Origin of the sequence: Pseudarthrobacter sp. NPDC058362, assembly GCF_042723515.1 — a bacterium.
Lineage (GTDB): Bacteria > Actinomycetota > Actinomycetes > Actinomycetales > Micrococcaceae > Arthrobacter.
In genome coordinates this window covers 72748-92628 of record NZ_JBHXIW010000010.1, presented here as the reverse complement: position 1 = coordinate 92628, position 19881 = coordinate 72748, and the positions used below count along the sequence as shown (strand labels likewise).

Here is a 19881-nt window from a genome sequence, read left to right as displayed (position 1 = left end):
GAAATCCCCGAACACCTCGCCCACATCGCCGAAGGCATCCAGGACTCCGGCACCACCCGCCAGGAAGCCGCCAGCCTCCTCGCCCGCTAAAACCCCAACGCCGGGTCACGTAGAATTAAGGAACTATGGCGAAATCCCCTGATTCCAGCAATTCCACTCCGGCAGATTCCGGCGCGCAGAAGCGCGGGCTCTTCTCCCGCAAGCCCAAAGCGCCCAAGGCCAAGAAGCCCAGCCGGCTCAAGCAGATCCGCGAGGTCTTCAACATGACCCGCAGGCACGACCCCATGGTCCCGTGGCTGATGCTCGCGGTTTTCCTGGGCATCGTGGCCGTCAGCTTCCTGGTGGGATTCCTGCTGGACAACTGGATCACCGGTCTCATCATCGGTATTCCGCTGGGCCTCCTGGCCGCAACCTTCATTCTGTCGCGCAGGGCAGAGCGTGCCGCATTCGCCCAGATTGAGAACCAGCCCGGCGCTTCTGGCGCCGCCCTCGGAACCCTGCGCCGCGGCTGGATCACCGAAGAGCAGCCTGTTGCTGTTAACTCGCGCACGCAGGATGCCGTGTTCCGTGCCATTGGCCGGCCCGGCGTCGTGCTGATCAGCGAAGGCCCCACGCACCGCGTCAAGCCTCTCCTGGATGCCGAGCGCAAGCGCCTGGCCCGCATCCTTCCCAACGTCACCGTGCACGTCATCGAGAGCGGCCGCGGTGAAGGGCAGGTGCCGCTGAACCAGCTGGCCAGGCACATGGGCAAGCTGAAAAAGGAGCTGACCAAGCTTGAGGTGAATGCCGTATCCAAGCGGATCTCTTCGCTGGGCAACCGGCTTCCCATTCCGAAGGGCATCGATCCCTATAAGGCGCGTCCCAGCCGCGGCCGCTAGACTCCCCGCCCCGGTTCCGGCACTTGCCTGGACCGGGGCTTTTTCTGCCCGCCGTCATCCGTACTGCACCTAAGGAACCCGTCTTGCCGCTGAACACCACCGTCCTCCGCATCTTCCGTGTGCTCGCCGTGGCCGAGGCCGTCAGCTGGGCAGCGCTGCTGGTGGGGATGTATTTCAAATGGATCGCCGGCACCACCGAACTTGGCGTGCAGGTCGCCGGCCCCGTCCACGGGGCGCTCTTCATGGCCTACGGTCTCGCCGCACTTGCCTTGTGGCGGTTGCTGCGGTGGCCGTTCAGGGTGGCGTTCTTCGCGGGCCTGTCGGCCATCTTTCCCTTCGCCACCCTGCTCTTTGAACGCTGGGCCGGCAACCGGGGCTTCCTCGGTGCTGCGGACTCGGCCCAAACGGCCAAGGCAAGCGCCGCCGGATCCGTGCTCGAAGAGAGCAGCCACTAGCCAGGCCGGGACCGCGTCCCGGCTGAGGCGGACCTCCGTCAGTTCCGGACGAGGACCGTATTCATCGCTTTGTCGTGCAGGCCACGGTGGTCAGCGTCAAAAATGACTGCCGGAACCACCAGGCACAGCAGCAGGGCGCGCACCAGTCCTGCCAACGGCCCGGGCATTCCGCCTGCCAGGCGCCTGACGGAAATCCCCATGACGCGGTGGCCGATGCTGTACCCCAGCGTCCCGACCAGAAGCGCCTGTTCGACGGCGAAGATCGCCAGGGTCGCCCACCGGTCCCCTTCGAACGCGAAACCAGCGATCAGCATGGCCACGCCCCAGTCGACGGCAATCGCTGCGATCCGCCGGCCAGCGCGGGCGATGGAACCCGGCCCCGATTCGGGAAGTCCCAGGCGCGCACCTGGGTACCGTGAGATGCCGGAAGTGTCCGGCCCGGTGAGCCACGAGCCAATATCTTTGCGATCTACCACCATGCAAGTTTACCGGCAGAACCCCGCCCATACTGTGGATGCTTCTGGACCACAGTGTGGACTCCCGATAGCGTGGAGATATCAGGGCATTCTGTAACGTGCCCGAAACAATGCGGACATGGACGGGAAATGCCATGTCCATAGGCTGTTAGCAGTTTCAAGCGATCCCCACAGGCGGGGGCGTTGACCCCCGCAGGACAACACGCGCAGGGTAGGCCGTAACGGCTCCCCTGCGTTTGGATTGCGCTGGATCAGCTGGCTGCATGCCACATATTTACATATGCGTTAGGAGCATAGATGTTCAAGACTGCGGACGAAGTCCTCAAGTTCATCAAGGACGAGGATGTTAAATTCGTCGATATCCGCTTCACCGACCTTCCGGGCGTCCAGCAGCACTTTAACGTTCCCGCCAAGAGTGTCGACGCTGACTTCTTCGTCAACGGCCAGCTCTTCGACGGATCTTCCATCCGCGGCTTCCAGGGCATCGCCGAATCCGACATGCAGCTGATCCCGGACGTCACCACCGCTTTCCTGGACACCTTCCGCATGGAGAAGACCCTCGCGCTGAACTTCTCCATCGTCAACCCGCGCACCGGCGACCCCTACCACCGCGACCCCCGCGGTGTTGCCGAGAAGGCCGAGGCCTACCTCGCCTCCACCGGCATCGCCGACACCGCATTCTTCGCCCCCGAAGCCGAGTTCTTCGTCTTCGACAACGTCCAGTACCAGTCCTCCCCGCAGGGCAGCTTCTACAAGATCGACTCCGAAGAAGCGCACTGGAACACCGGCCGCGAGGAAGAGGGCGGAAACCTCGGCTACAAGACCCCCGTCAAGGGCGGTTACTTCCCCGTGTCCCCCACGGACAAGCAGGCCGACCTGCGCGACGCCATGTGTGTTGCCTTGGACGAAGCCGGCCTCGAGGTCGAGCGCAGCCACCACGAAGTGGGCTCCGCCGGCCAGGCCGAGATCAACTACAAGTTCACCACCCTGACCCACGCTGCCGATGACCTGCAGAAGTTCAAGTACGTCATCAAGAACACCGCAGACGCCTGGGGCAAGTCCGTGACCTTCATGCCCAAGCCGGTCTTCGGCGACAACGGCTCCGGCATGCACTGCCACCAGTCGCTCTGGAACGGTGGCGAGCCGCTGTTCTACGACGAAAAGGGCTACGCCGGGCTGTCCGACACTGCCCGCTGGTACATCGGTGGCCTGCTCAAGCACGCCTCCGCCGTCCTGGCCTTCACCAACCCCACGGTGAACTCCTACCGCCGTCTGGTCAAGGGCTTCGAAGCCCCGGTCAACATGGTCTACTCGCAGGGCAACCGCTCCGCCGGTATCCGTATCCCGATCACCGGTTCCAACCCGAAGGCCAAGCGCATCGAATTCCGCGCTCCGGACCCCTCCTCCAACCCGTACCTGGCATTCGCTGCCCAGCTGATGGCCGGCATCGACGGCATCCGCAACCGCATCGAGCCCCCGGCACCGATCGACAAGGACCTCTACGAGCTCCCTGCCGAAGAGGCCAAGGACATCCCCAAGGCGCCGGGCACCCTGGAAGAAGCACTCGAGGCACTGCGTGAGGACAACGAGTTCCTGCAGGCCGGCGGCGTCTTCACCCAGGACCTGATCGACACTTGGATCGAGTACAAGTACGAGAACGAGATCCGCCCGCTGTCACTCCGCCCGAACCCCTACGAGTTCGAGCTCTACTACGGCGTCTAGTCCGAATACGCGGCTGAAGCAGGCGTAGACCTGCACCGTCCGCGAGTATGAGGCGAAGAAAGGGCTGGTTCCGGGCGTAAGTCCGGAGCCAGCCCTTTCCTGCTGCCCAGCCCGGCGCAGGATTTGACCAAGGTGTGCGTTTCCGGTCGGACGCGCCCGCGTGCGTGGAAGACTCAACGGCTATGGGGAACAACTTCACACCCAAAACGACGCTCGTGGCCATGCTGGCGGCCGCCCTTTCGCTGCCGGCTTCTCTGCCCCGGCGGAGGTCGCCACGACTCACGCCATAAGCTGCGGGCGGCGCGCGCGCCCTGCCCCTTACATCTCCCGGGTCTAGCTTCTGCCCTCCGCAGGTCAGTGTCGCAGAAGATCAGTGTCCGTAGAAGACCCGCTCAAACACGGCCCGCGCCTGCCGGCTCACCCGGAGGTAGTCTTCCTCCAGTACCGCCGCATGTCCGGGTTCATACCCGCACCAGCGGGCCACGGCCTCCAGGTCCCGGCGGGAAGACGGCAGCAGATCGGACGCTTTTCCGTTCCAGATAACGTTGGCGGAGCGGATCCTGCCTGCCAGCCGCCAAGCCCTGGCCAGGATGTCGGCGTCATCCCGTTCCACGAGGCCCAGGCCGGCGGCCGCCTCGAGTGCTTCCACGGTGGAAGTGGTCCGCAGCTCCGGATGCGCGCCGGCGTGCTGGAGCTGCAGGAGCTGGACCAGCCACTCAACGTCGCTAAGGCCACCACGTCCCAGCTTGAGGTGCCGGGCAGGATCGGCCCCGCGCGGCAGCCGTTCCGCCTCGACCCGGGCCTTCACCCTCCTGATTTCCCGGATATCCTGCTCCGACACGGATTCCGGGTACCGGATGTGATCGACCAGCTGGATGAAGTCGGCCGCGAGCCCGTCATCACCGGCCATGGGTCGGGCACGGAGCAGCGCCTGCGCCTCCCAAATCAGCGACCACCGGCGGTAGTACTCAGCGAACGAGTCCAGCGACCGCACCATCGGCCCGTTCTTTCCCTCCGGCCGCAGGTCAGCATCGATCTGCAGGACACGCTCAGCCATGATTGCAGGCTTCAGCGGCTGCGTGAGCAGGCTGGAAACCTTGCCGACAATCCGCAGGGCCTGTTCCCGGGCTTCCTCCTCGGAATAATTCGGCAGCGCGCGGTGGACATACATGACATCGGCGTCGGAACCGTATCCGATCTCGCGTCCGCCCTGGCGGCCCATGGCCACCACGAGCACGGCGGTCATCAGCGGCCCAGAGCCCGCAACAATGCCCTCGGCAACACGCAAGGCGCCGAGCACGGCCGCCCGGTCCGCGTCCGCCAGTGCTGTTCCCACCCGGTCTTGGTCCACCAGCCCGGCGGAGTCCGCGATCGCGATGCGAAGGGTCTCCCGGCGCCGGATCAAGCGGATCAAACGCATCGCGCTCTCCGGGTCAGAGTGCCGCGCCATCTTGGCAGTGATCTCCTGCCACTGTGCCTCAAAGGACAACGGCGCCAGATCCTTGTCCTGGCCAAGCCAGGCCACCGATTCAGGCGAAACCTCAAGGAGGTCCGAAATCAGCCTCGAGTTGGAGAGCATGTGGCAGAGCCGTTCGGCGGCGGCATTCGAGTCGCGCAGCAGGCCTAAATACCAATGCGTTGTGCCCAGGGATTCGCTGATCCGCCGGAACGCCAGCAGCCCCGCGTCCGGGTCCACGCCTTCGGCGAGCCAGTCCAGGAGGACAGGCAGCAGTTGGCGTTGCAGGGCAGCGCGCCGGCTTACCCCGGCGGTCAGGGCCTCGATATGACGCATGGCCCCCTGCGGATCGCGGTAGCCCAGCGCGGCGAGCCGCCCTTGGGCCGCCTCCGGCGTGAGCCGGGCGTCCTCGCTGCTGAGTTTCGCCGCCGTATTCAGCAGCGGCCGGTAGAAGATCCGTTCGTGCAGCTCCCGGACGGACTTCTTCGTCTTCTGCCAGGCAGCCACGAGGGCGTCGGGGTGCGGACGGTCGGTGGAGAACGGCCCCAGCACGCCCTTGGCCAACGTCCGCAGTGCCGGTTCCGTCACAGGCATGAGGTGCGTGCGCCGAAGCTGGAACAGCTGGATGCGGTGCTCCAGCAGCCGCAGGTAGCGGTAGGCGTTGTCGAACGCGGCGGCATCCGACCGGCCAATATAGCCGCCGTTCGAAAGGGCGGCGATCGCCGAGGTGGTGTCCCGCCGTCGTAATGATTCATCCGCCTTGCCGTGCACCAGCTGCAGCAACTGCACGGTGAACTCGACGTCCCGCAGGCCTCCCCGTCCCAGCTTGATCTGCCGGGCCTCTTCTGCCGGAGGGATGTGTTCGGTGACCCTGCGCCGCATGGCCTGCACGGACTCGACGAAGCCGTCCCGTCCGGCCGAACTCCAGATCAGCGGCGCGACCGCGTCCTCGTAGCGCCGCCCCAGCTCGGCATCGCCGGCGATGTGCCGCGCCTTGAGCAGCGCCTGAAACTCCCAGCTCTCGGCCCACCGCGCATAGTAGGACTCGTGCGAGGCGAGCGTCCGTACCAGCGGCCCGGATTTGCCCTCAGGCCGAAGGTTCGCGTCCACTTCCCACAGCCCCGGTTCACGTGCCGCCGACGAAATGGCGCGCGAAATGCCGCTGGCCAGCGCCGTCCCGATCGTGTTCGCCTGGGCATCCCCCAAGTCGCCGGGGTCGACGACGTAGATGACATCGACGTCGGAAATATAGTTCAGCTCCCGGGCACCGCATTTGCCCATTCCAATAACGGAAAGTCCGACGCCGGCCACCTCGCCTTCGCCGTGTTGGCCCGCCGCTTCGGCACGGGAGACAGCCAGGGCGGCTTCGATCGCCGCCCCTGCCAGATCGGCCAGTTCGCCGCCGACGGCGGGCAGGAAGTCGAGCGGGTCGGCGGCGCAAAGGTCCTTGACCGCCAGGTCCACCACCCCCCGGCGATAGGCAGTGCGGAGCGCCGCGTAGGCGTCCACGCCCGTCAAGCCTGCCACCGGCCGCGCTGCCCGCGGATCTGCGCCCACGGACCGCAGCAGGGCAGCCCGAAGTTCCGCGGGATCGGCCTGGACCGGCTCGGGACTGGGCCTTACGTCGAAGGCGTCGAGATGCTCGGGATGCCGGATGAGGAACTCGCCCAGTGCCTCGGACGCCCCAAGCACCCGGTAGAGCGGCTCGCTCTGCTCCGGATCTGCCGAGGCCAGCTCCCGCAGTGCCGGGTGTTTCTCGATCAGCCTGACCAGGGACTGCAGCGCAGTGTCCGGGCTCGCTGCCATCTGGAGGCCGCCGAACAGCTTGTCCTGGTCCAGCCCCTCCAGCTCCCGGGCAGCAAGGAACCGCTCCCCTTTTTCAAGGTCGCTGAAACCGGCCGCGATGAGGCGGCGCGCCAGGCTCACGCCCGCAGCCTTAGAGGATGCCGAGGTTGCGCTGCAACTCGTAAGGCGTCACCTGGAGCCGGTAATCCTGCCACTCGGCCCGCTTGTTCCGCAGGAAGTGTTCAAAGACCTGCTCACCCAGGATCTGAGGCATCAGGTCGGAGTCCTCCATGGACCGGATCGCGTCGTGGAGGCTGGCCGGCAGCGGGTCATGCCCCATGGCACGGCGTTCGGCGGAGCTGAGGGACCAGACGTCGTCCTCGGCAGCGGCGGGCAGGTCGTAGCCTTCCTCGATTCCCTTCAGGCCGGCGCCGAGCAGCACGGCGTAGGCGAGGTACGGATTGGCTGCCGAATCGATGCCGCGGTATTCGATCCGGGCGGACTGGCCCTTGCCGGGCTTGTACAACGGAACGCGCACCAGGGCCGAACGGTTGTTGTGCCCCCAGCTGAGGTAGCTGGGGGCCTCGCCGCCGCCCCACAGCCGCTTGTACGAGTTCACGAACTGGTTGGTCACCGCCGTGAACTCCGGTGCGTGCTTGAGGATGCCGGCGATGAACTGCCGGGCAGTCCGGGACAGCTGGTACTCGGCACCGGCCTCGAAAAACGCGTTGGTGTCGCCTTCAAACAGCGAAAAGTGGGTGTGCATGCCGGAACCTGGGTGGGCGGTGAACGGCTTGGGCATGAAGGTGGCGTAGGTGCCCTGCTGGAGGGCCACTTCCTTGATGACCGTGCGGAACGTCATGATGTTGTCGGCCGTCTGGAGGGCGTCCGCGTAACGGAGGTCGATCTCGTTCTGGCCGGGGCCGCCTTCGTGGTGGCTGAACTCCACCGAGATCCCGACCGATTCCAGCATGGTGACTGCGGTGCGGCGGAAATCCTGGGCCACGCCGCCGGGAACGTGGTCGAAGTAGCCGCCCTCGTCCACCGGGACCGGCGCGCCGTCCGGGCCAAGGTCCTGCGACTTGAGGAGGTAGAACTCGATCTCGGGGTGCGTGTAGCAGGTAAAGCCCATGTCCGCGGCCTTGGCCAGGGTCCGCTTCAGGACGTTGCGCGGATCAGCGGTGGAGGGCTCGCCGTCGGGCGTCAAAATGTCGCAGAACATACGCGAGGTCTGCTCCGTCTCGCCGCGCCACGGCAGGATCTGGAAGGTCGCCGGGTCCGGCTGCAGAAGCATGTCCGACTCGAACACGCGAGCAAGGCCTTCGATCGAGGACCCGTCGAAGCCGAGTCCTTCCTCGAACGCACCCTCCACTTCGGCCGGGGCCAGCGCTACGGACTTCAGGGAGCCAACGACGTCGGTGAACCAGAGGCGCACGAAACGTACGTCGCGCTCTTCGATCGTGCGCAGGACAAACTCTTGCTGGCGGTCCATGGTGGCCTCTTCTCCGGTCAACGTCCATGCTCCCGCTCCGGGATACGGGCAGCGGGGAGCAGTTCACAAACACTGTACTAAGCATTCGACGCCGATGCTTGAGCCGCCGCCGCGCGTAACACAGCGTTAACACGGCCCGCCGGCGGACACCGGTAGCTAGGACGGCCAGTACCGCATTAAGCTCGTCTCATGGCCACCAGCAACAGCTCAGATTCCAGCATGCCCGCAGACCACCCTGCCCCCTACGGGAGCGGCCCGGGGCGGAAGGATTCACAGCCGGCCGGTCCGGAGGCGGCGCGGACTCCGGCGAAGATCCGGGTGCACCACCTGCAGCAGGCCAAGCGGGATGGCACCAGGTTTGCGATGCTCACCGCCTACGAACAGTATTCAGCCGGGATTTTCGACGAAGCCGGCATCGAGGTGCTGCTGGTGGGCGACTCGGCGTCGAACAATGTCTTCGGCAACGAGACCAGCCTCCCCGTCACCGTGGACGAGCTGCTTCCCCTTTGCCGCGCCGTCTCCCGGTCCGCCAAACGCGCGCTGATCGTGGCCGACCTTCCGTTCGGCAGCTACGAGGTCTCACCGGAGCAGGCGGTGGCAACCGGAGTCCGTTTCCTGAAAGAGGGCCTTGCCCACGCCGTCAAGATCGAAGGCGGCAAGTATTACGCCCCCACCGTGCGGGCCATGGTCCAGGCCGGCATTCCCGTGATGGCCCACATCGGCTTCACCCCGCAGAGCGAGCACGCTCTGGGCGGCTACCGGGTGCAGGGCCGCGGCGAGGACGCCCAACGGCTGGTGGATGACGCCGTGGCGCTGGCCGACGCCGGCGCGTTCAGTGTCCTGATGGAAATGGTGCCCGCGGAGGTTGCGGCAGCCGTGGACGCTGCTGTCGCCGTTCCCACCGTAGGCATCGGCGCCGGCAAGGAAACCACCGGGCAGGTCCTTGTGTGGCAGGACATGGCAGGCCTCCGCGGCGGACGGATGGCAAAGTTCGTCAAGCAGTACGCGGACCTGCGCACCACCCTCCTGGAAGCAGCCACCGCCTACGGCGAGGACGTCCGCTCGGGAGAATTTCCCGGCCCCGAACACACCTTCTAGCGGCCAGCCGGGCGGCGGTGGTCAGTCCTCGTCGCCCTTTTCCCAGGCTTCATTGCGTGCCTGGACCTTTTCGAGCGCATGTTCGGCCTCTTCCCTGGTCTTGTAGGGGCCGATCAGCTGGCTCCAGTCGGAAAGCCTGTCCTCTTCCACCTGGTGCGTGTTCACGTTGTACCAGTACTCAGTCATCGTCGCTTCCTCAGTGCCCGCGGGCGGCAGCCGGAGTGATCCGCGTAACTTAAATGCATACGCGGGGCTTCCCGGCATCCCGGTTGTTCGGCGTTCTGCCCTGCCTTATATGATCAATCTATGCCTTCCCTTGCCTCGACTGCACCCATCGGCACCCTCACCCCGGGAACCGTGGGCCCGCAGCGCCCCGTGCCGGCGTCCATCCCCCGCCCCGAATACGTGGGGAGGCCCGCACCGGCAAAGTTCACCGGCTCCGAGGTCAAGACACCGGAAACCATCGAAAAGATCCGCATCGCCGGGAAGATCGCCGCGCAGGCCATTGTCGAAGTCGGCAAGCACATCCAGCCCGGTGTCACTACCGACCAGCTGGACAAGGTGGGCCACGAGTTCCTCCTGGACCACCATGCCTACCCTTCAACGCTCGGCTACCGGGGCTTTCCCAAGTCCCTTTGCTCGTCCCTCAACGAGGTCATTTGCCACGGCATCCCGGACAGCACCGTGGTTAACGACGGCGACATCATCAACATCGACATTACGGCGTACACCAACGGGGTCCACGGAGACACCAACCACACCTTCCTGGTGGGCGACGTCGATGAGGAATCCCGCCTGCTCGTGGAGCGGACCCGGGAATCACTGAACCGGGCCATCAAGGCCGTCGCCCCGGGCCGTGAGATCAACGTCATCGGCCGTGCCATCGAGTCCTACGCGAAGCGCTTCGGTTACGGTGTGGTGCGTGATTTTACGGGCCACGGGGTGGGCGAAGCCTTCCACACCGGCCTCATCATTCCGCACTACGACGCCGCGCCGGCCTACAACACCGTGATCGAGGCCGGCATGGTGTTCACCATTGAGCCGATGCTCACCCTCGGCACTGTGGAATGGGACATGTGGGCGGACGACTGGACCGTGGTGACCCGCGACCGCAAACGGACGGCGCAGTTCGAGCATACCCTCCTGGTGACCGAGTCGGGCGCCGAGATCCTGACCCTCCCATAGCTTCCAGTGGCGGGACGGTTCGAACCGGCCCGCGCTGATTCCGGCACTGCCGGACACCCCCGGCCGGCACCGGCCGCCCATCCCTGACCGCACCTGCCAGAACGGAATCCCATTGGCCAAGAAGGACGAGAAGTCTCCAAAGAACGCACCGCTGATCGGCATCGACATCGGAGGCACGGGCATCAAGGGCGGCATTGTCGACCTGAAGAAGGGCAAGCTGCTGGGCGAGCGCTTCCGCGTCCCCACGCCCCAGCCCGCTACGCCGGAGGCGGTGGCCGAGGCCGTGGCCCTGGTGGTGGCGGAACTGTCCGCACGTCCCGAAGCCCCCGCCGCAGGCTCCCCCGTGGGCGTCACTTTTCCGGGCATCATCCAGCACGGCGTGGTCCATTCCGCGGCCAATGTGGACAAGAGCTGGCTGGACACTGACATCGATGCCCTCCTCACGGCCCGCCTGGGCAGGCCGGTGGAGGTGATCAACGACGCCGACGCCGCCGGCCTGGCCGAGGCGCGCTACGGCGCAGGAGCCGGCGTCAACGGCACGGTCCTGGTCATCACGCTGGGCACGGGAATCGGTTCGGCGTTCATCTTTGACGGCAAGCTGGTCCCCAACGCCGAGCTGGGACACCTTGAGATCGACGGGCACGACGCTGAAACGAAGGCTTCAGCTGTGGCACGGGAACGCGACGGCCTGTCCTGGGACGAATACAGCGTCCTGCTGCAGCGCTACTTCTCCCACGTGGAATTCCTCTTCTCACCGGAACTGTTCATCGTGGGCGGCGGCATTTCAAAGCGTGCGGACGAGTACCTTCCCAACCTGAAGCTGCGCACGCCGATCGTACCGGCCGTCCTGCGGAATGAAGCGGGGATTGTGGGCGCCGCCATCGAGATTGCGCTCCAGCACAAACTGGCAAAGTAGAGCGTGATGCCGGTGGCGGCAGCGGCTTCCCCTCCGCTGCCGCCACCGGAAGATTAGAGCGGGCTCTTCTCGGAACTCTTGCAGCCCTTGGCTGCTGCGCCCTTGGAGTCTTCTCCCTCATGGCGGAGCAGGGCGATGGCGGTTTCGAAGTCTTCGAGCGACTCGAAAGCCTGGTAGACACTGGCGAACCGCAGGTAGGCCACCTTGTCCAGCTTCTGCAGGGGTCCGAGGATGACCAGGCCAACCTCGTGGGCGTCGATTTCCGCGGCGCCGGATGCCCGGATCTGCTCTTCGACCTCCTGGGCCAGCAGGGCAAGATCATCTTCGCTCACCGGGCGGCCCTGGCAGGCCTTGCGCACCCCATTGATGACCTTGCTCCGGCTGAAGGGCTCGCCCACGCCGGAGCGCTTGATGACCGACAGGCTGGTGGTTTCAACGGTGGTGAACCGGCGGCCGCACTCGGGGCATTGCCGGCGGCGCCGGATGGAAGAGCCGTCGTCGGCCATGCGGCTGTCCACGACCCGGGAGTCGGGGTTGCGGCAGAACGGACAGTACATGGCACCCCTCTTTCGCGCGAACCGGCTGGGAGCGCGCGTCAGCGGTCCCATAGCGCCTTCCAGTCTACGGCTACATGTAGCGTAATAACAAGCCTGTAATTACTACATGTAGTGGCTAGGACGGGGCACCGAAGCGCACCGTCACAGCGTCGCCGTGCGCGGGAAGGTCCTCCGCGCGGGAAAGGCTCACGATGTGGCCGCCGACCTCCTGGAGCGCTTCGCGGGTGTAGTTGACCACCTGGATGGCGCGCAGGAAGGTGGTGACATTCAGGCCCGAGGAGAAGGCCGCGGTTCCACTGGTGGGCAGGACGTGGTTGGACCCTGCGCAATAGTCGCCCAGGCTGACCGGGCTGTAGTCCCCCACGAAGATGGCGCCGGCATTGCGGATCCGGGCCGCCACTGCGGGCGCATCCGCGGTCATGATCTCGAGGTGTTCCGCCGCATAGGCGTCGCACGCCGCAATTCCCTGCTCCAGTCCGTCCACCAGGACCACTCCGGACTGTGGCCCGGACAGCGCCTCCTGCACCCGGGCAGAGTGCCGGGTGGCGGCCGCCTGGCGGTCCAGTTCCACGCGCACGGCAGCTGCCAGGTCCGCCGAGTCGGTGATCAGCACGGACGCTGCCTTGGGATCATGTTCCGCCTGGCTGATGAGATCCGCGGCAACCAGCGCGGGTTTGGCCGTGGCATCCGCCAGGATGGCAATCTCCGTGGTCCCCGCTTCGGAGTCAATGCCCACCACGCCCTTGACCAGCCGCTTGGCGGTGGCCACGAAGATGTTGCCAGGCCCGGTGACGACGTCAACGGGTTCCAGCGCCGGTCCGGCTTCGGAACCTTCCACCCCGTAGGCGAACGCGGCGATGGCCTGCGCTCCACCGATGGCGTAGACCTCGGTAATGCCCAGCAGTTCGGCCGCCGCCAGGATGGTGGGATGCGGAAGCCCGCCGAACTCCTTCTGCGGCGGGGAAGCCAGGGCAATGGAGTCCACCCCGGCGGCCAGGGCCGGCACCACATTCATAACCACGGAGGATGGGTACACGGCAAGACCGCCGGGCACATAAAGGCCGACACGCGCCACGGGGACCCAGTTCTGGCTGACCACGGCACCGTCACCGAGTTCGACGTCCACGTTCCGCGGCCGCTGGGCGTCCGCGAATTTCCGCGCTCGTCCGATGGATTCCTCCAGGGCCCTGCGGACCGCCGGATCAAGCTGCTCCAGGGCAGTCCGGAGGGCAGCAGCCGGAACGCGCGGGTGCTGCTGCTCTACGCCATCAAACCTCCCGGCCAACTCCGAGAGCGCTGCAAAGCCGCTCTGCCGGACCGCGGAAATAATTGCGGTGACTTTGTCTTCGGCGTCCGCCACGGTGCTGCCCTGGGCCCGCGGAACGGCTGCGCGCAACCCGGCCAGGGACAGTGCCTGCCCCCGGAGGTCGACGGTACGGAAGTTCACGGCTGAAGCAGCGGGCACGGCGTCCGGGGAGATAGTCACGGCTCCTATTTTACGGCTCCGCCACCAGGCCATTGGCGCCGCCGGCCGTCCCGGACCTCTTCCGGCCTCCAACGTCCAGGACTTCCAGCGCGAACACCGCGATAGCGGTAGCCGCGGGCCACAGCAGCAGCACGGGCCAGGCGCGCAGGGAAAAGGCGATGCTGGCGTTCGCCGAGGCGTCCACCGGCGGGCTCCACAGCCGCGCCGCCGCCATCCCTGCCTGCCAAGCCACCAATGCGCCCAGCGCTGCTCCGGTCAAGGCGAGCATCAGCGCCGCCTGCCGGTGGGGCCGCCGTCCATCCACCAGGAAGACCGCCAGCAGACACCCGGCGAACAGCAGGACAGCACCCAGTGTCAAGTCCCGGGGCAGCCAGGTTGCCGGGTTGGCGCCGGTAGCCAGGGCGGAATCGCGGGTGATGAGGTTGAGCCCGCCGGGGGCCAGGAGCCACCAGAGGATTCCAGCCGGAATTCCCGCCAGGGCCGGAGCGGCCAGCATGGCCCAGGGCAGGCGGCGGGTCCCGCCGGTACTTTTACGCATGCAACAAACCTTAACAAACGCCCGGCACAGGTCCTTCCAGGGCGAACCTGCGCCGGCAGTTTCCGGGGGCCGGCCGCCGGCAAATACCCTAGGAGGGGGAAACACAGACATTTATCTTTCAGGAGTACCGGGTGACCGACAATACCGTCCCGTTTGGGCCGACGTTCAAGGAGATCTTCCGCCGCCACGCCGCGGGCGTCGCCATCATCACGGCCAACTACCAGGACCGGCCCTACGGGTTCACGGCAACGTCTGTCGCTTCACTGTCCGCCGAGCCTCCGCGCTTCACTTTCAACATGGCCCGCAGCTCGAGTTCCTGGCCGGCGGTTGCCAACACCACCTACATCGGCGTGCACATGCTGGGCCTGGAAAACCACGAACTGGCTGACCGGTTCGCACGCACCAGCAACAGGTTCGAGGGCGACCACTGGGAGACCGGACCGCATGGCGTGCCGATCCTCAAGGATGTGGCCGGGTGGCTGATCGGGGAGGTCCAGATGCGGCTGTCCTTCGAAAACAACGCCGTGGTGGTGGTGCAGGTGGTGGACGGCCAGGTGGGCGGCGACGGTTCTCCGCTGCTCTACCACGGCGGCGGCTACAGCCAGCCGGTCCCCCTGGACTATGAAATCTAGCAGCCCCGGCATAACAGCGGCCGACGGCGGGAGGGGACTCCCGTCGTCGGCCGCTGTTTGTTTTCAGGCGTCCAGGCAGGCCGGCCCCAGCAGGACTTTCAGGTCGCCAAAGAGGGAGGGGCTGGGGTTGACCCGCAGGTGCACCGGCAGCGCCATGATTTCCGTCCGGGTGTCGCCCAGCAGGTGCAGGCGCACCTCGGAGTTACCGCGGTGGGTACGCAGGACATCGCCGAGTTCGGTGACGACGGCCTCGGTGGCCTTGTGCGTGGGCATGGTGATGACCAGCGGCCCGTTGAGGCCCTCGCTCAGGTCAGGCACCGACAGCTCCATGCAGTTCAGCGTGATGGCGCCGTCGTCCCGCTTCTGCAGGCGGCCCTTGACCACCACGATGAGGTCCTCAGCCAGCACGGAGGCGATGGGCCCGTAGACCTGGCCGAAGAACATGACCTCGATCGAAGCTCCGAGGTCTTCCACCTCCGCGCGGGCGTACGCGTTCCCGCTCGCCTTGGCGATGCGGCGGCTGAGCGAGGTGATCATCCCGGCAATGGTGATGATGGCGCCGTCCTGCGGGCCGTCCTCGCCGAGCACCGAGGTGATGGTCTGCTCTGCGTGCTGGCTTAGGACTCCCTCGAGCCCCTGTAGCGGATGGTCAGAAACATAGAGGCCGAGCATGTCCCGCTCGAAGGAAAGCTTGTCCTTCTTCTCCCATTCGGGCAGGTCCGGGATTTCGATGCTCAGGGATGCCTCAGACTCGGCTTCCTCGAAGCCCGCGAACAGGTCGAACTGGCCAATGGCTTCGTTGCGCTTCAGCGTGATCACCGAGTCGATGGCTTCTTCGTGGACCATGGCCAGGGCACGGCGGTGGTGTCCGAGCGAATCGAAGGCGCCGGACTTGATCAGCGATTCTATGGTCCGCTTGTTGCAGACGACCGCCGGGACCTTCATCAGGTAATCCTTGAATGACGTGAACGCCCCTTCGCTTTCGCGGGCGGCGACCATGGCCTCCACCGCGTTGACGCCCACGTTTCGGATGGCGCCCATGCCGAAGCGGATGTCGTTTCCAACCGGGGTGAAGTTCAGCGCCGACTCGTTCACGTCCGGGGGCAGCACGGTGATGCCCATGCGCCTGCATTCATTGAGGTAGATGGCCGACTTGTCCTTGTCGTCACCCACGGACGTCAGCAGTGCAGCCATGTACTCCGGGGCATAGTGCGCCTTGAGGTAGGCGGTCCAGTAGGAGATGACGCCGTAGGCCGCCGAGTGGGCCTTGTTGAAGGCGTAGTCGGAGAATGGCAGGAGGATGTCCCACAGGGTCTTGACGGCTTCCATGGAGTAACCGTTGTCCTGCATGCCCTGGGAGAATCCGGCAAACTGCTTGTCCAGTTCCGACTTCTTCTTCTTGCCCATGGCGCGGCGCAAAATGTCTGCCTGGCCCAGCGAGTAGCCCGCGAGCTTCTGGGCCACCGCCATGACCTGCTCCTGGTACACGATCAGGCCGAACGTGCCGCCGAGGATTTCCCTCAGGGGCTCTTCGAGCTCCGGGTGGATGGGAATGACTTCCTGGATGCCGTTTTTGCGCAGCGCATAGTCGGTGTGCGCGTTGGCGCCCATGGGGCCCGGGCGGTACAGCGCCAGAACCGCTGAGATGTCCTCGAAGTTGTCAGGCTTCATGAGCTTGAGCAGGGACCGCATGGGCCCGCCGTCGAGCTGGAACACGCCCAGGGTGTCGCCGCGGGCCAGGAGTTCGTAGGAGGCGGCGTCGTCCAGTTCCAGGTTTTCCAGGTCCAGGTCGATGCCGCGGTTCATTTTGATGTTCTCGAGGGCGTCGGAAATGATCGTCAGGTTCCGCAGGCCCAGGAAGTCCATTTTGATCAGGCCAAGGCCCTCGGACGTGGGGTAGTCAAACTGGGTGATCACCTGCCCGTCCTGGAACCGGCGCATGATCGGGATGACATCGATGATGGGGTCGGAGGACATGATGACGCCGGCGGCGTGGACGCCCCACTGGCGCTTCAGCCCTTCGATGCCGAGTGCTGTCTCGAACACCTTCGCCGCTTCGGGATCCGTAGCGATCAGCTGGCGGAAGTCGCCTGCCTCGCCGTAGCGCTTCGCTTCCGGGTTCTGGATGTCCGCCAGCGGGATGTCCTTGGCCATCACCGCAGGCGGCAGCGCCTTGGTGAGCTGCTCGCCCATGCTGAACGGATAGCCCAGCACCCGTGAGGAGTCCTTGAGCGCCTGCTTGGTCTTGATGGTGCCGTACGTGACGATCATTGCCACGCGCTCATCGCCGTACTTCCGCGTCACGTAGTCGATGACCTCGGAGCGGCGGCGGTCATCGAAGTCGACGTCGAAGTCGGGCATGGAGACACGGTCCGGGTTGAGGAACCGCTCGAAGATCAGTCCGTGCCGCAACGGGTCGAGGTCGGTGATGCGCATGGCGTAGGCCACCATGGAACCGGCGCCGGAACCACGGCCGGGACCCACCCTGATGCCGTTGTTCTTGGCCCAGTTGATGAAGTCGGCCACCACCAGGAAGTAGCCGGGGAAGCCCATGGAAGTGATGACGCCGAGCTCGTAGTCCGCCTGCTTGCGTACCTCGTCCGGCACGCCTTTCGGGTAGCGGTACTGCAGGCCCTTGTCCACTTCCTTAACCAGCCAGGACGTCTCGTCCTCGCCCGGCGGGCAGGGGAAGCGGGGCATGTAGTTGGCGTCGGTGTTGAAGGAGACTTCGCAGCGCTCTGCGATGAGCAGCGTGTTGTCGCAGGCCTCAGGATGGTCGCGGAAAAGTTCGCGCATCTCTCGGGGCGATTTCAAGTAGTAGCCGCTGCCGGAAAACGCGAACCTGGACCCGCCATTGTCGTAGGTGGGCTCCAGCAGCGTGGAACCGGACTGGATGGCGAGCAGTGCCTCGTGGGCCTTGGCGTCGTGCTCGTGGGTGTAGTGGAGGTCGTTGGTGGCCACCAGGGGCAGGTTCAGTTCCTTGGCCAGGCGGAGCAGGTCGCCGGTGACCCTGCGCTCGATGTCCAGTCCGTGGTCCATGAGCTCGCAGAAGTAGTTTTCGGCCCCGAAAATGTCCCGGAATTCCGCTGCGGCTTCCAGTGCCTCGCGGTATTGCCCCAGGCGGAGGCGGGTCTGCACTTCGCCGGACGGGCAACCGGTGGTGGCAATAAGCCCTTCCGAGTAGGTGTTGAGCAGTTCGCGGTCCAGCCGGGGCCACTTGCCGAAAACCGAGTCCAGCGAAGCGATGGAGGAGGCGCGGAACAGGTTGCGCATGCCCACGTTGTTGTAGCTCAACAGGGTCATGTGCGTGTAGGAGCCACCGCCGGAGACGTCGTCCTTGCGCTGTGACTCGTCGCCCCACCTCACGCGCTCTTTGTCCGTCCGGGCGGTACCCGGAGTCACGTAGGCTTCGACGCCGATGATGGGCTTGATGCCCTTGGCCTGGGCTTTCTGCCAGAAATCGAAGGCCCCGAACAGGTAACCATGGTCCGTGGTGGCCAGGGCGGGCATGCCCAGCCGCTCCGTCTCGTCGAACAACTCACCCAGCCGGGCGGCCCCATCCAGCATGGAGTATTCGGTGTGCGTGTGGAGGTGGACGAACGAGTCATTGCTGGAAGTCACCGCACCATTCTATGCGCTGGCCTCGGCAGCACCCGCTCAGGCCCTGCCGGACTCCAGGACTTCCAGGGCGTACGCGAGGTCCTGCGGATACTCGCTGGTGACCCGGATCCGCTCTCCGGTCACGGGGTGTTCGAAACCAAGTTCCCGGGCGTGCAGCCATTGCCGGGTCAGGCCAAGGGTCGCCGCCAGACGCGGGTCGGCGCCGTAGGTGAGGTCTCCCGCGCAGGGGTGCCGCAGGGCCGAGAAATGCACGCGGATCTGGTGGGTCCGGCCGGTCTCCAGGTGTACTTCCACCAGGCTCGCCTTTCCAAACGCCTCCAGCACCTCGTAGTGGGTCACCGATGGCCGGCCGTCCTCGATGACGGCGAACCGCCAGTCATGCCCGGGGTGACGCCCGATCGGGGCGTCGATGGTCCCCGTCAGCGGATCGGGCAGGCCCTGAACCACGGCGTGGTAGACCTTATCCACGGTGCGTTCCTTGAAGGCCCGCTTCAGGGCGGTATACGCACGTTCGGATTTAGCCACGACCATGACACCCGAGGTGCCGACGTCGAGCCGGTGGACGATCCCTGCCCGCTCGGGCGATCCGGAGGTCGAGATCCGGTATCCCGCCCCGGCGAGGCCACCCACGACGGTGGGACCCACCCAGCCGGGCGACGGATGGGCGGCGACGCCCACAGGCTTATCGACAACGACGAAATCGTCGTCGTCCAGCAGGATGTTCAGGCCTTCCACTTCTTCCTCCACGACTTCCAGCGGGTCCCGCTGCTCCGGCACAGTCACCTGCAGCACATCCCCCGCCACGAGCTTGGCCGATTTGCCGAGGGGCCTGCCGGCATTCAGGACGTGGCCGCCGGCGATGAGCGCGGCCGCGGCGGAGCGGGAGATCCCCAGCAGCCCCGCCAATCCGGCGTCTGCCCGGGAGCCGGCGAAATCGTCGGAGACCACCAGGCTGTCAGTCATCGCCGTTCCCGTTCCTGCCTTGTTCTGCGTCCTCGCCCCGGTCTGCGGCGACGAGCCGCGTTCCGTCCAGGGCTATTCCGCGCAGTGTAAGGATGCAGATGATCGCCACGGCAGAGACCACCGCGGAATCAGCGATGTTGAAGATGGCGAAATTGGGGAGCTGGATGAAGTCCACCACATGCCCCATGCCGAACGATGGTTCACGGAATAACCGGTCCGTGAGGTTACCCAGGGCCCCGCCCAAGAGCAGTCCCAGCGCCAGGGCCCACCAGGCCGAGCCGAGTTTGCGCACTTGGAAAAGGATGGCGATTGCCACCGCGGCCATGATGATGGAGAACACCCAGGTGACGTTTTCACCGATGGAAAAAGCAGCGCCGGAGTTACGGATGAAGTACCAGTGCAGCAAGGGCGGAAGGACAGGGATCCGTTCGCCTTCCACCATGGTGGAAGTCACCCAAATCTTGGTCAGCTGGTCCAGCGCGTAGGCGAAAACGGCGCATCCGGCAAAGAGGCCAAGGAGCAGCCCCCGGGAGTACCTGCGCGCGGGCGGCTGGGGCGGTGCCGCACCAGCGGCAAGTTCGTCTGTCATGGCGCTTTCATTCGTAAAAACAGGTGGCAAGC

General features: G+C 65.7%; 17 protein-coding genes. 7 read left to right on the top strand and 10 right to left on the bottom strand.

What is annotated here, in order from left to right:
- The first annotated feature begins 125 nt into the window (after positions 1-125).
- On the top strand, positions 126-878 hold the full coding sequence (locus tag ACFWIX_RS15700) for a DUF4191 domain-containing protein (protein ID WP_377217062.1): 753 nt from the start codon (positions 126-128) through the stop codon (positions 876-878).
- 83 nt (positions 879-961) lie between these two features.
- Positions 962-1333 carry a DUF3817 domain-containing protein gene (locus tag ACFWIX_RS15695; protein ID WP_377217061.1) on the top strand — a complete coding sequence of 124 codons (372 nt, stop codon included), beginning with the start codon at positions 962-964 and terminating at the stop codon, positions 1331-1333.
- 38 nt (positions 1334-1371) lie between these two features.
- On the opposite strand, the gene ACFWIX_RS15690 is transcribed toward ACFWIX_RS15695, so the two are convergent.
- A complete protein-coding gene (locus tag ACFWIX_RS15690) occupies positions 1372-1809 on the bottom strand; it encodes an RDD family protein (protein ID WP_377217060.1) in 438 nt (145 codons plus the stop codon).
- A gap of 297 nt (positions 1810-2106) precedes the next feature.
- Here ACFWIX_RS15690 and glnA point away from each other — a divergent pair, with 297 nt between their 5' ends.
- Positions 2107-3531, top strand: coding sequence for a type I glutamate--ammonia ligase (gene glnA / locus ACFWIX_RS15685; protein WP_018763577.1), 1425 nt, complete (start codon positions 2107-2109; stop codon positions 3529-3531).
- Positions 3532-3901: 370 nt separating this feature from the next.
- Here glnA and ACFWIX_RS15680 read toward each other — a convergent pair whose 3' ends face one another.
- Together ACFWIX_RS15680 and ACFWIX_RS15675 are read right to left on the bottom strand one after the other, a co-directional pair.
- Positions 3902-6913: a bifunctional [glutamine synthetase] adenylyltransferase/[glutamine synthetase]-adenylyl-L-tyrosine phosphorylase gene (locus ACFWIX_RS15680; RefSeq protein WP_377217059.1), complete on the bottom strand. Its 3012-nt coding sequence runs from the start codon at positions 6911-6913 to the stop codon at positions 3902-3904.
- 10 nt (positions 6914-6923) lie between these two features.
- Complete coding sequence (locus ACFWIX_RS15675; RefSeq protein WP_377217058.1) at positions 6924-8264, bottom strand: glutamine synthetase family protein; 1341 nt, start codon at positions 8262-8264, stop codon at positions 6924-6926.
- Positions 8265-8453: 189 nt separating this feature from the next.
- Between ACFWIX_RS15675 and panB the strand changes: the two genes are divergently transcribed.
- Positions 8454-9362 (top strand): 3-methyl-2-oxobutanoate hydroxymethyltransferase, encoded by a 909-nt coding sequence (panB, locus tag ACFWIX_RS15670; protein ID WP_377217057.1) that lies wholly within the window; start codon positions 8454-8456, stop codon positions 9360-9362.
- A gap of 21 nt (positions 9363-9383) precedes the next feature.
- On the opposite strand, the gene ACFWIX_RS15665 is transcribed toward panB, so the two are convergent.
- Positions 9384-9548: an SPOR domain-containing protein gene (locus ACFWIX_RS15665; RefSeq protein WP_377217056.1), complete on the bottom strand. Its 165-nt coding sequence runs from the start codon at positions 9546-9548 to the stop codon at positions 9384-9386.
- 120 nt (positions 9549-9668) lie between these two features.
- Between ACFWIX_RS15665 and map the strand changes: the two genes are divergently transcribed.
- Both map and ppgK read left to right on the top strand, forming a co-directional pair.
- Positions 9669-10547: a type I methionyl aminopeptidase gene (map, locus tag ACFWIX_RS15660; RefSeq protein WP_377217055.1), complete on the top strand. Its 879-nt coding sequence runs from the start codon at positions 9669-9671 to the stop codon at positions 10545-10547.
- A 112-nt stretch (positions 10548-10659) separates the two neighbouring features.
- On the top strand, positions 10660-11463 hold the full coding sequence (ppgK, locus tag ACFWIX_RS15655) for a polyphosphate--glucose phosphotransferase (RefSeq protein WP_377217054.1): 804 nt from the start codon (positions 10660-10662) through the stop codon (positions 11461-11463).
- A gap of 53 nt (positions 11464-11516) precedes the next feature.
- Here ppgK and nrdR read toward each other — a convergent pair whose 3' ends face one another.
- The 3 genes from nrdR to ACFWIX_RS15640 form a co-directional block, all read right to left on the bottom strand.
- A complete protein-coding gene (nrdR, locus tag ACFWIX_RS15650) occupies positions 11517-12020 on the bottom strand; it encodes a transcriptional regulator NrdR (protein WP_377217053.1) in 504 nt (167 codons plus the stop codon).
- A 115-nt stretch (positions 12021-12135) separates the two neighbouring features.
- On the bottom strand, positions 12136-13506 hold the full coding sequence (gene hisD, locus ACFWIX_RS15645; protein WP_377217052.1) for a histidinol dehydrogenase: 1371 nt from the start codon (positions 13504-13506) through the stop codon (positions 12136-12138).
- A 10-nt stretch (positions 13507-13516) separates the two neighbouring features.
- Positions 13517-14044 carry a hypothetical protein gene (locus ACFWIX_RS15640; protein ID WP_377217051.1) on the bottom strand — a complete coding sequence of 176 codons (528 nt, stop codon included), beginning with the start codon at positions 14042-14044 and terminating at the stop codon, positions 13517-13519.
- A gap of 131 nt (positions 14045-14175) precedes the next feature.
- Here ACFWIX_RS15640 and ACFWIX_RS15635 point away from each other — a divergent pair, with 131 nt between their 5' ends.
- Positions 14176-14676, top strand: coding sequence for a flavin reductase family protein (locus ACFWIX_RS15635; protein WP_377217050.1), 501 nt, complete (start codon positions 14176-14178; stop codon positions 14674-14676).
- A 63-nt stretch (positions 14677-14739) separates the two neighbouring features.
- On the opposite strand, the gene dnaE is transcribed toward ACFWIX_RS15635, so the two are convergent.
- Genes dnaE through lspA form a run of 3 tightly spaced genes read right to left on the bottom strand, consistent with a single transcriptional unit; the run spans position 14740 to position 19849 of the window.
- Positions 14740-18297 carry a DNA polymerase III subunit alpha gene (gene dnaE / locus ACFWIX_RS15630; protein WP_377217049.1) on the bottom strand — a complete coding sequence of 1186 codons (3558 nt, stop codon included), beginning with the start codon at positions 18295-18297 and terminating at the stop codon, positions 14740-14742.
- A gap of 36 nt (positions 18298-18333) precedes the next feature.
- Entirely contained in the window at positions 18334-19260 is a 927-nt protein-coding gene (locus tag ACFWIX_RS15625) for an RluA family pseudouridine synthase (protein WP_377217048.1), read from the bottom strand.
- Entirely contained in the window at positions 19253-19849 is a 597-nt protein-coding gene (gene lspA / locus ACFWIX_RS15620; protein ID WP_377217047.1) for a signal peptidase II, read from the bottom strand. The genes ACFWIX_RS15625 and lspA overlap by 8 nt, the downstream gene beginning before the upstream one ends.
- Positions 19850-19881: the final 32 nt, after the last annotated feature.

Coding starts and splice junctions, on each gene's coding strand:
- map (WP_377217055.1), top strand. CDS start 9,669: ATGCCTTCCCTTGCCTCGACTGCACCCATCGGCACCCTCACCCCGGGA.
- ACFWIX_RS15640 (WP_377217051.1), bottom strand. CDS start 14,044: ATGCGTAAAAGTACCGGCGGGACCCGCCGCCTGCCCTGGGCCATGCTG.
- ACFWIX_RS15700 (WP_377217062.1), top strand. CDS start 126: ATGGCGAAATCCCCTGATTCCAGCAATTCCACTCCGGCAGATTCCGGC.
- ACFWIX_RS15675 (WP_377217058.1), bottom strand. CDS start 8,264: ATGGACCGCCAGCAAGAGTTTGTCCTGCGCACGATCGAAGAGCGCGAC.
- glnA (WP_018763577.1), top strand. CDS start 2,107: ATGTTCAAGACTGCGGACGAAGTCCTCAAGTTCATCAAGGACGAGGAT.
- lspA (WP_377217047.1), bottom strand. CDS start 19,849: ATGACAGACGAACTTGCCGCTGGTGCGGCACCGCCCCAGCCGCCCGCG.
- panB (WP_377217057.1), top strand. CDS start 8,454: ATGGCCACCAGCAACAGCTCAGATTCCAGCATGCCCGCAGACCACCCT.
- ACFWIX_RS15665 (WP_377217056.1), bottom strand. CDS start 9,548: ATGACTGAGTACTGGTACAACGTGAACACGCACCAGGTGGAAGAGGAC.
- nrdR (WP_377217053.1), bottom strand. CDS start 12,020: ATGTACTGTCCGTTCTGCCGCAACCCCGACTCCCGGGTCGTGGACAGC.
- ACFWIX_RS15625 (WP_377217048.1), bottom strand. CDS start 19,260: ATGACTGACAGCCTGGTGGTCTCCGACGATTTCGCCGGCTCCCGGGCA.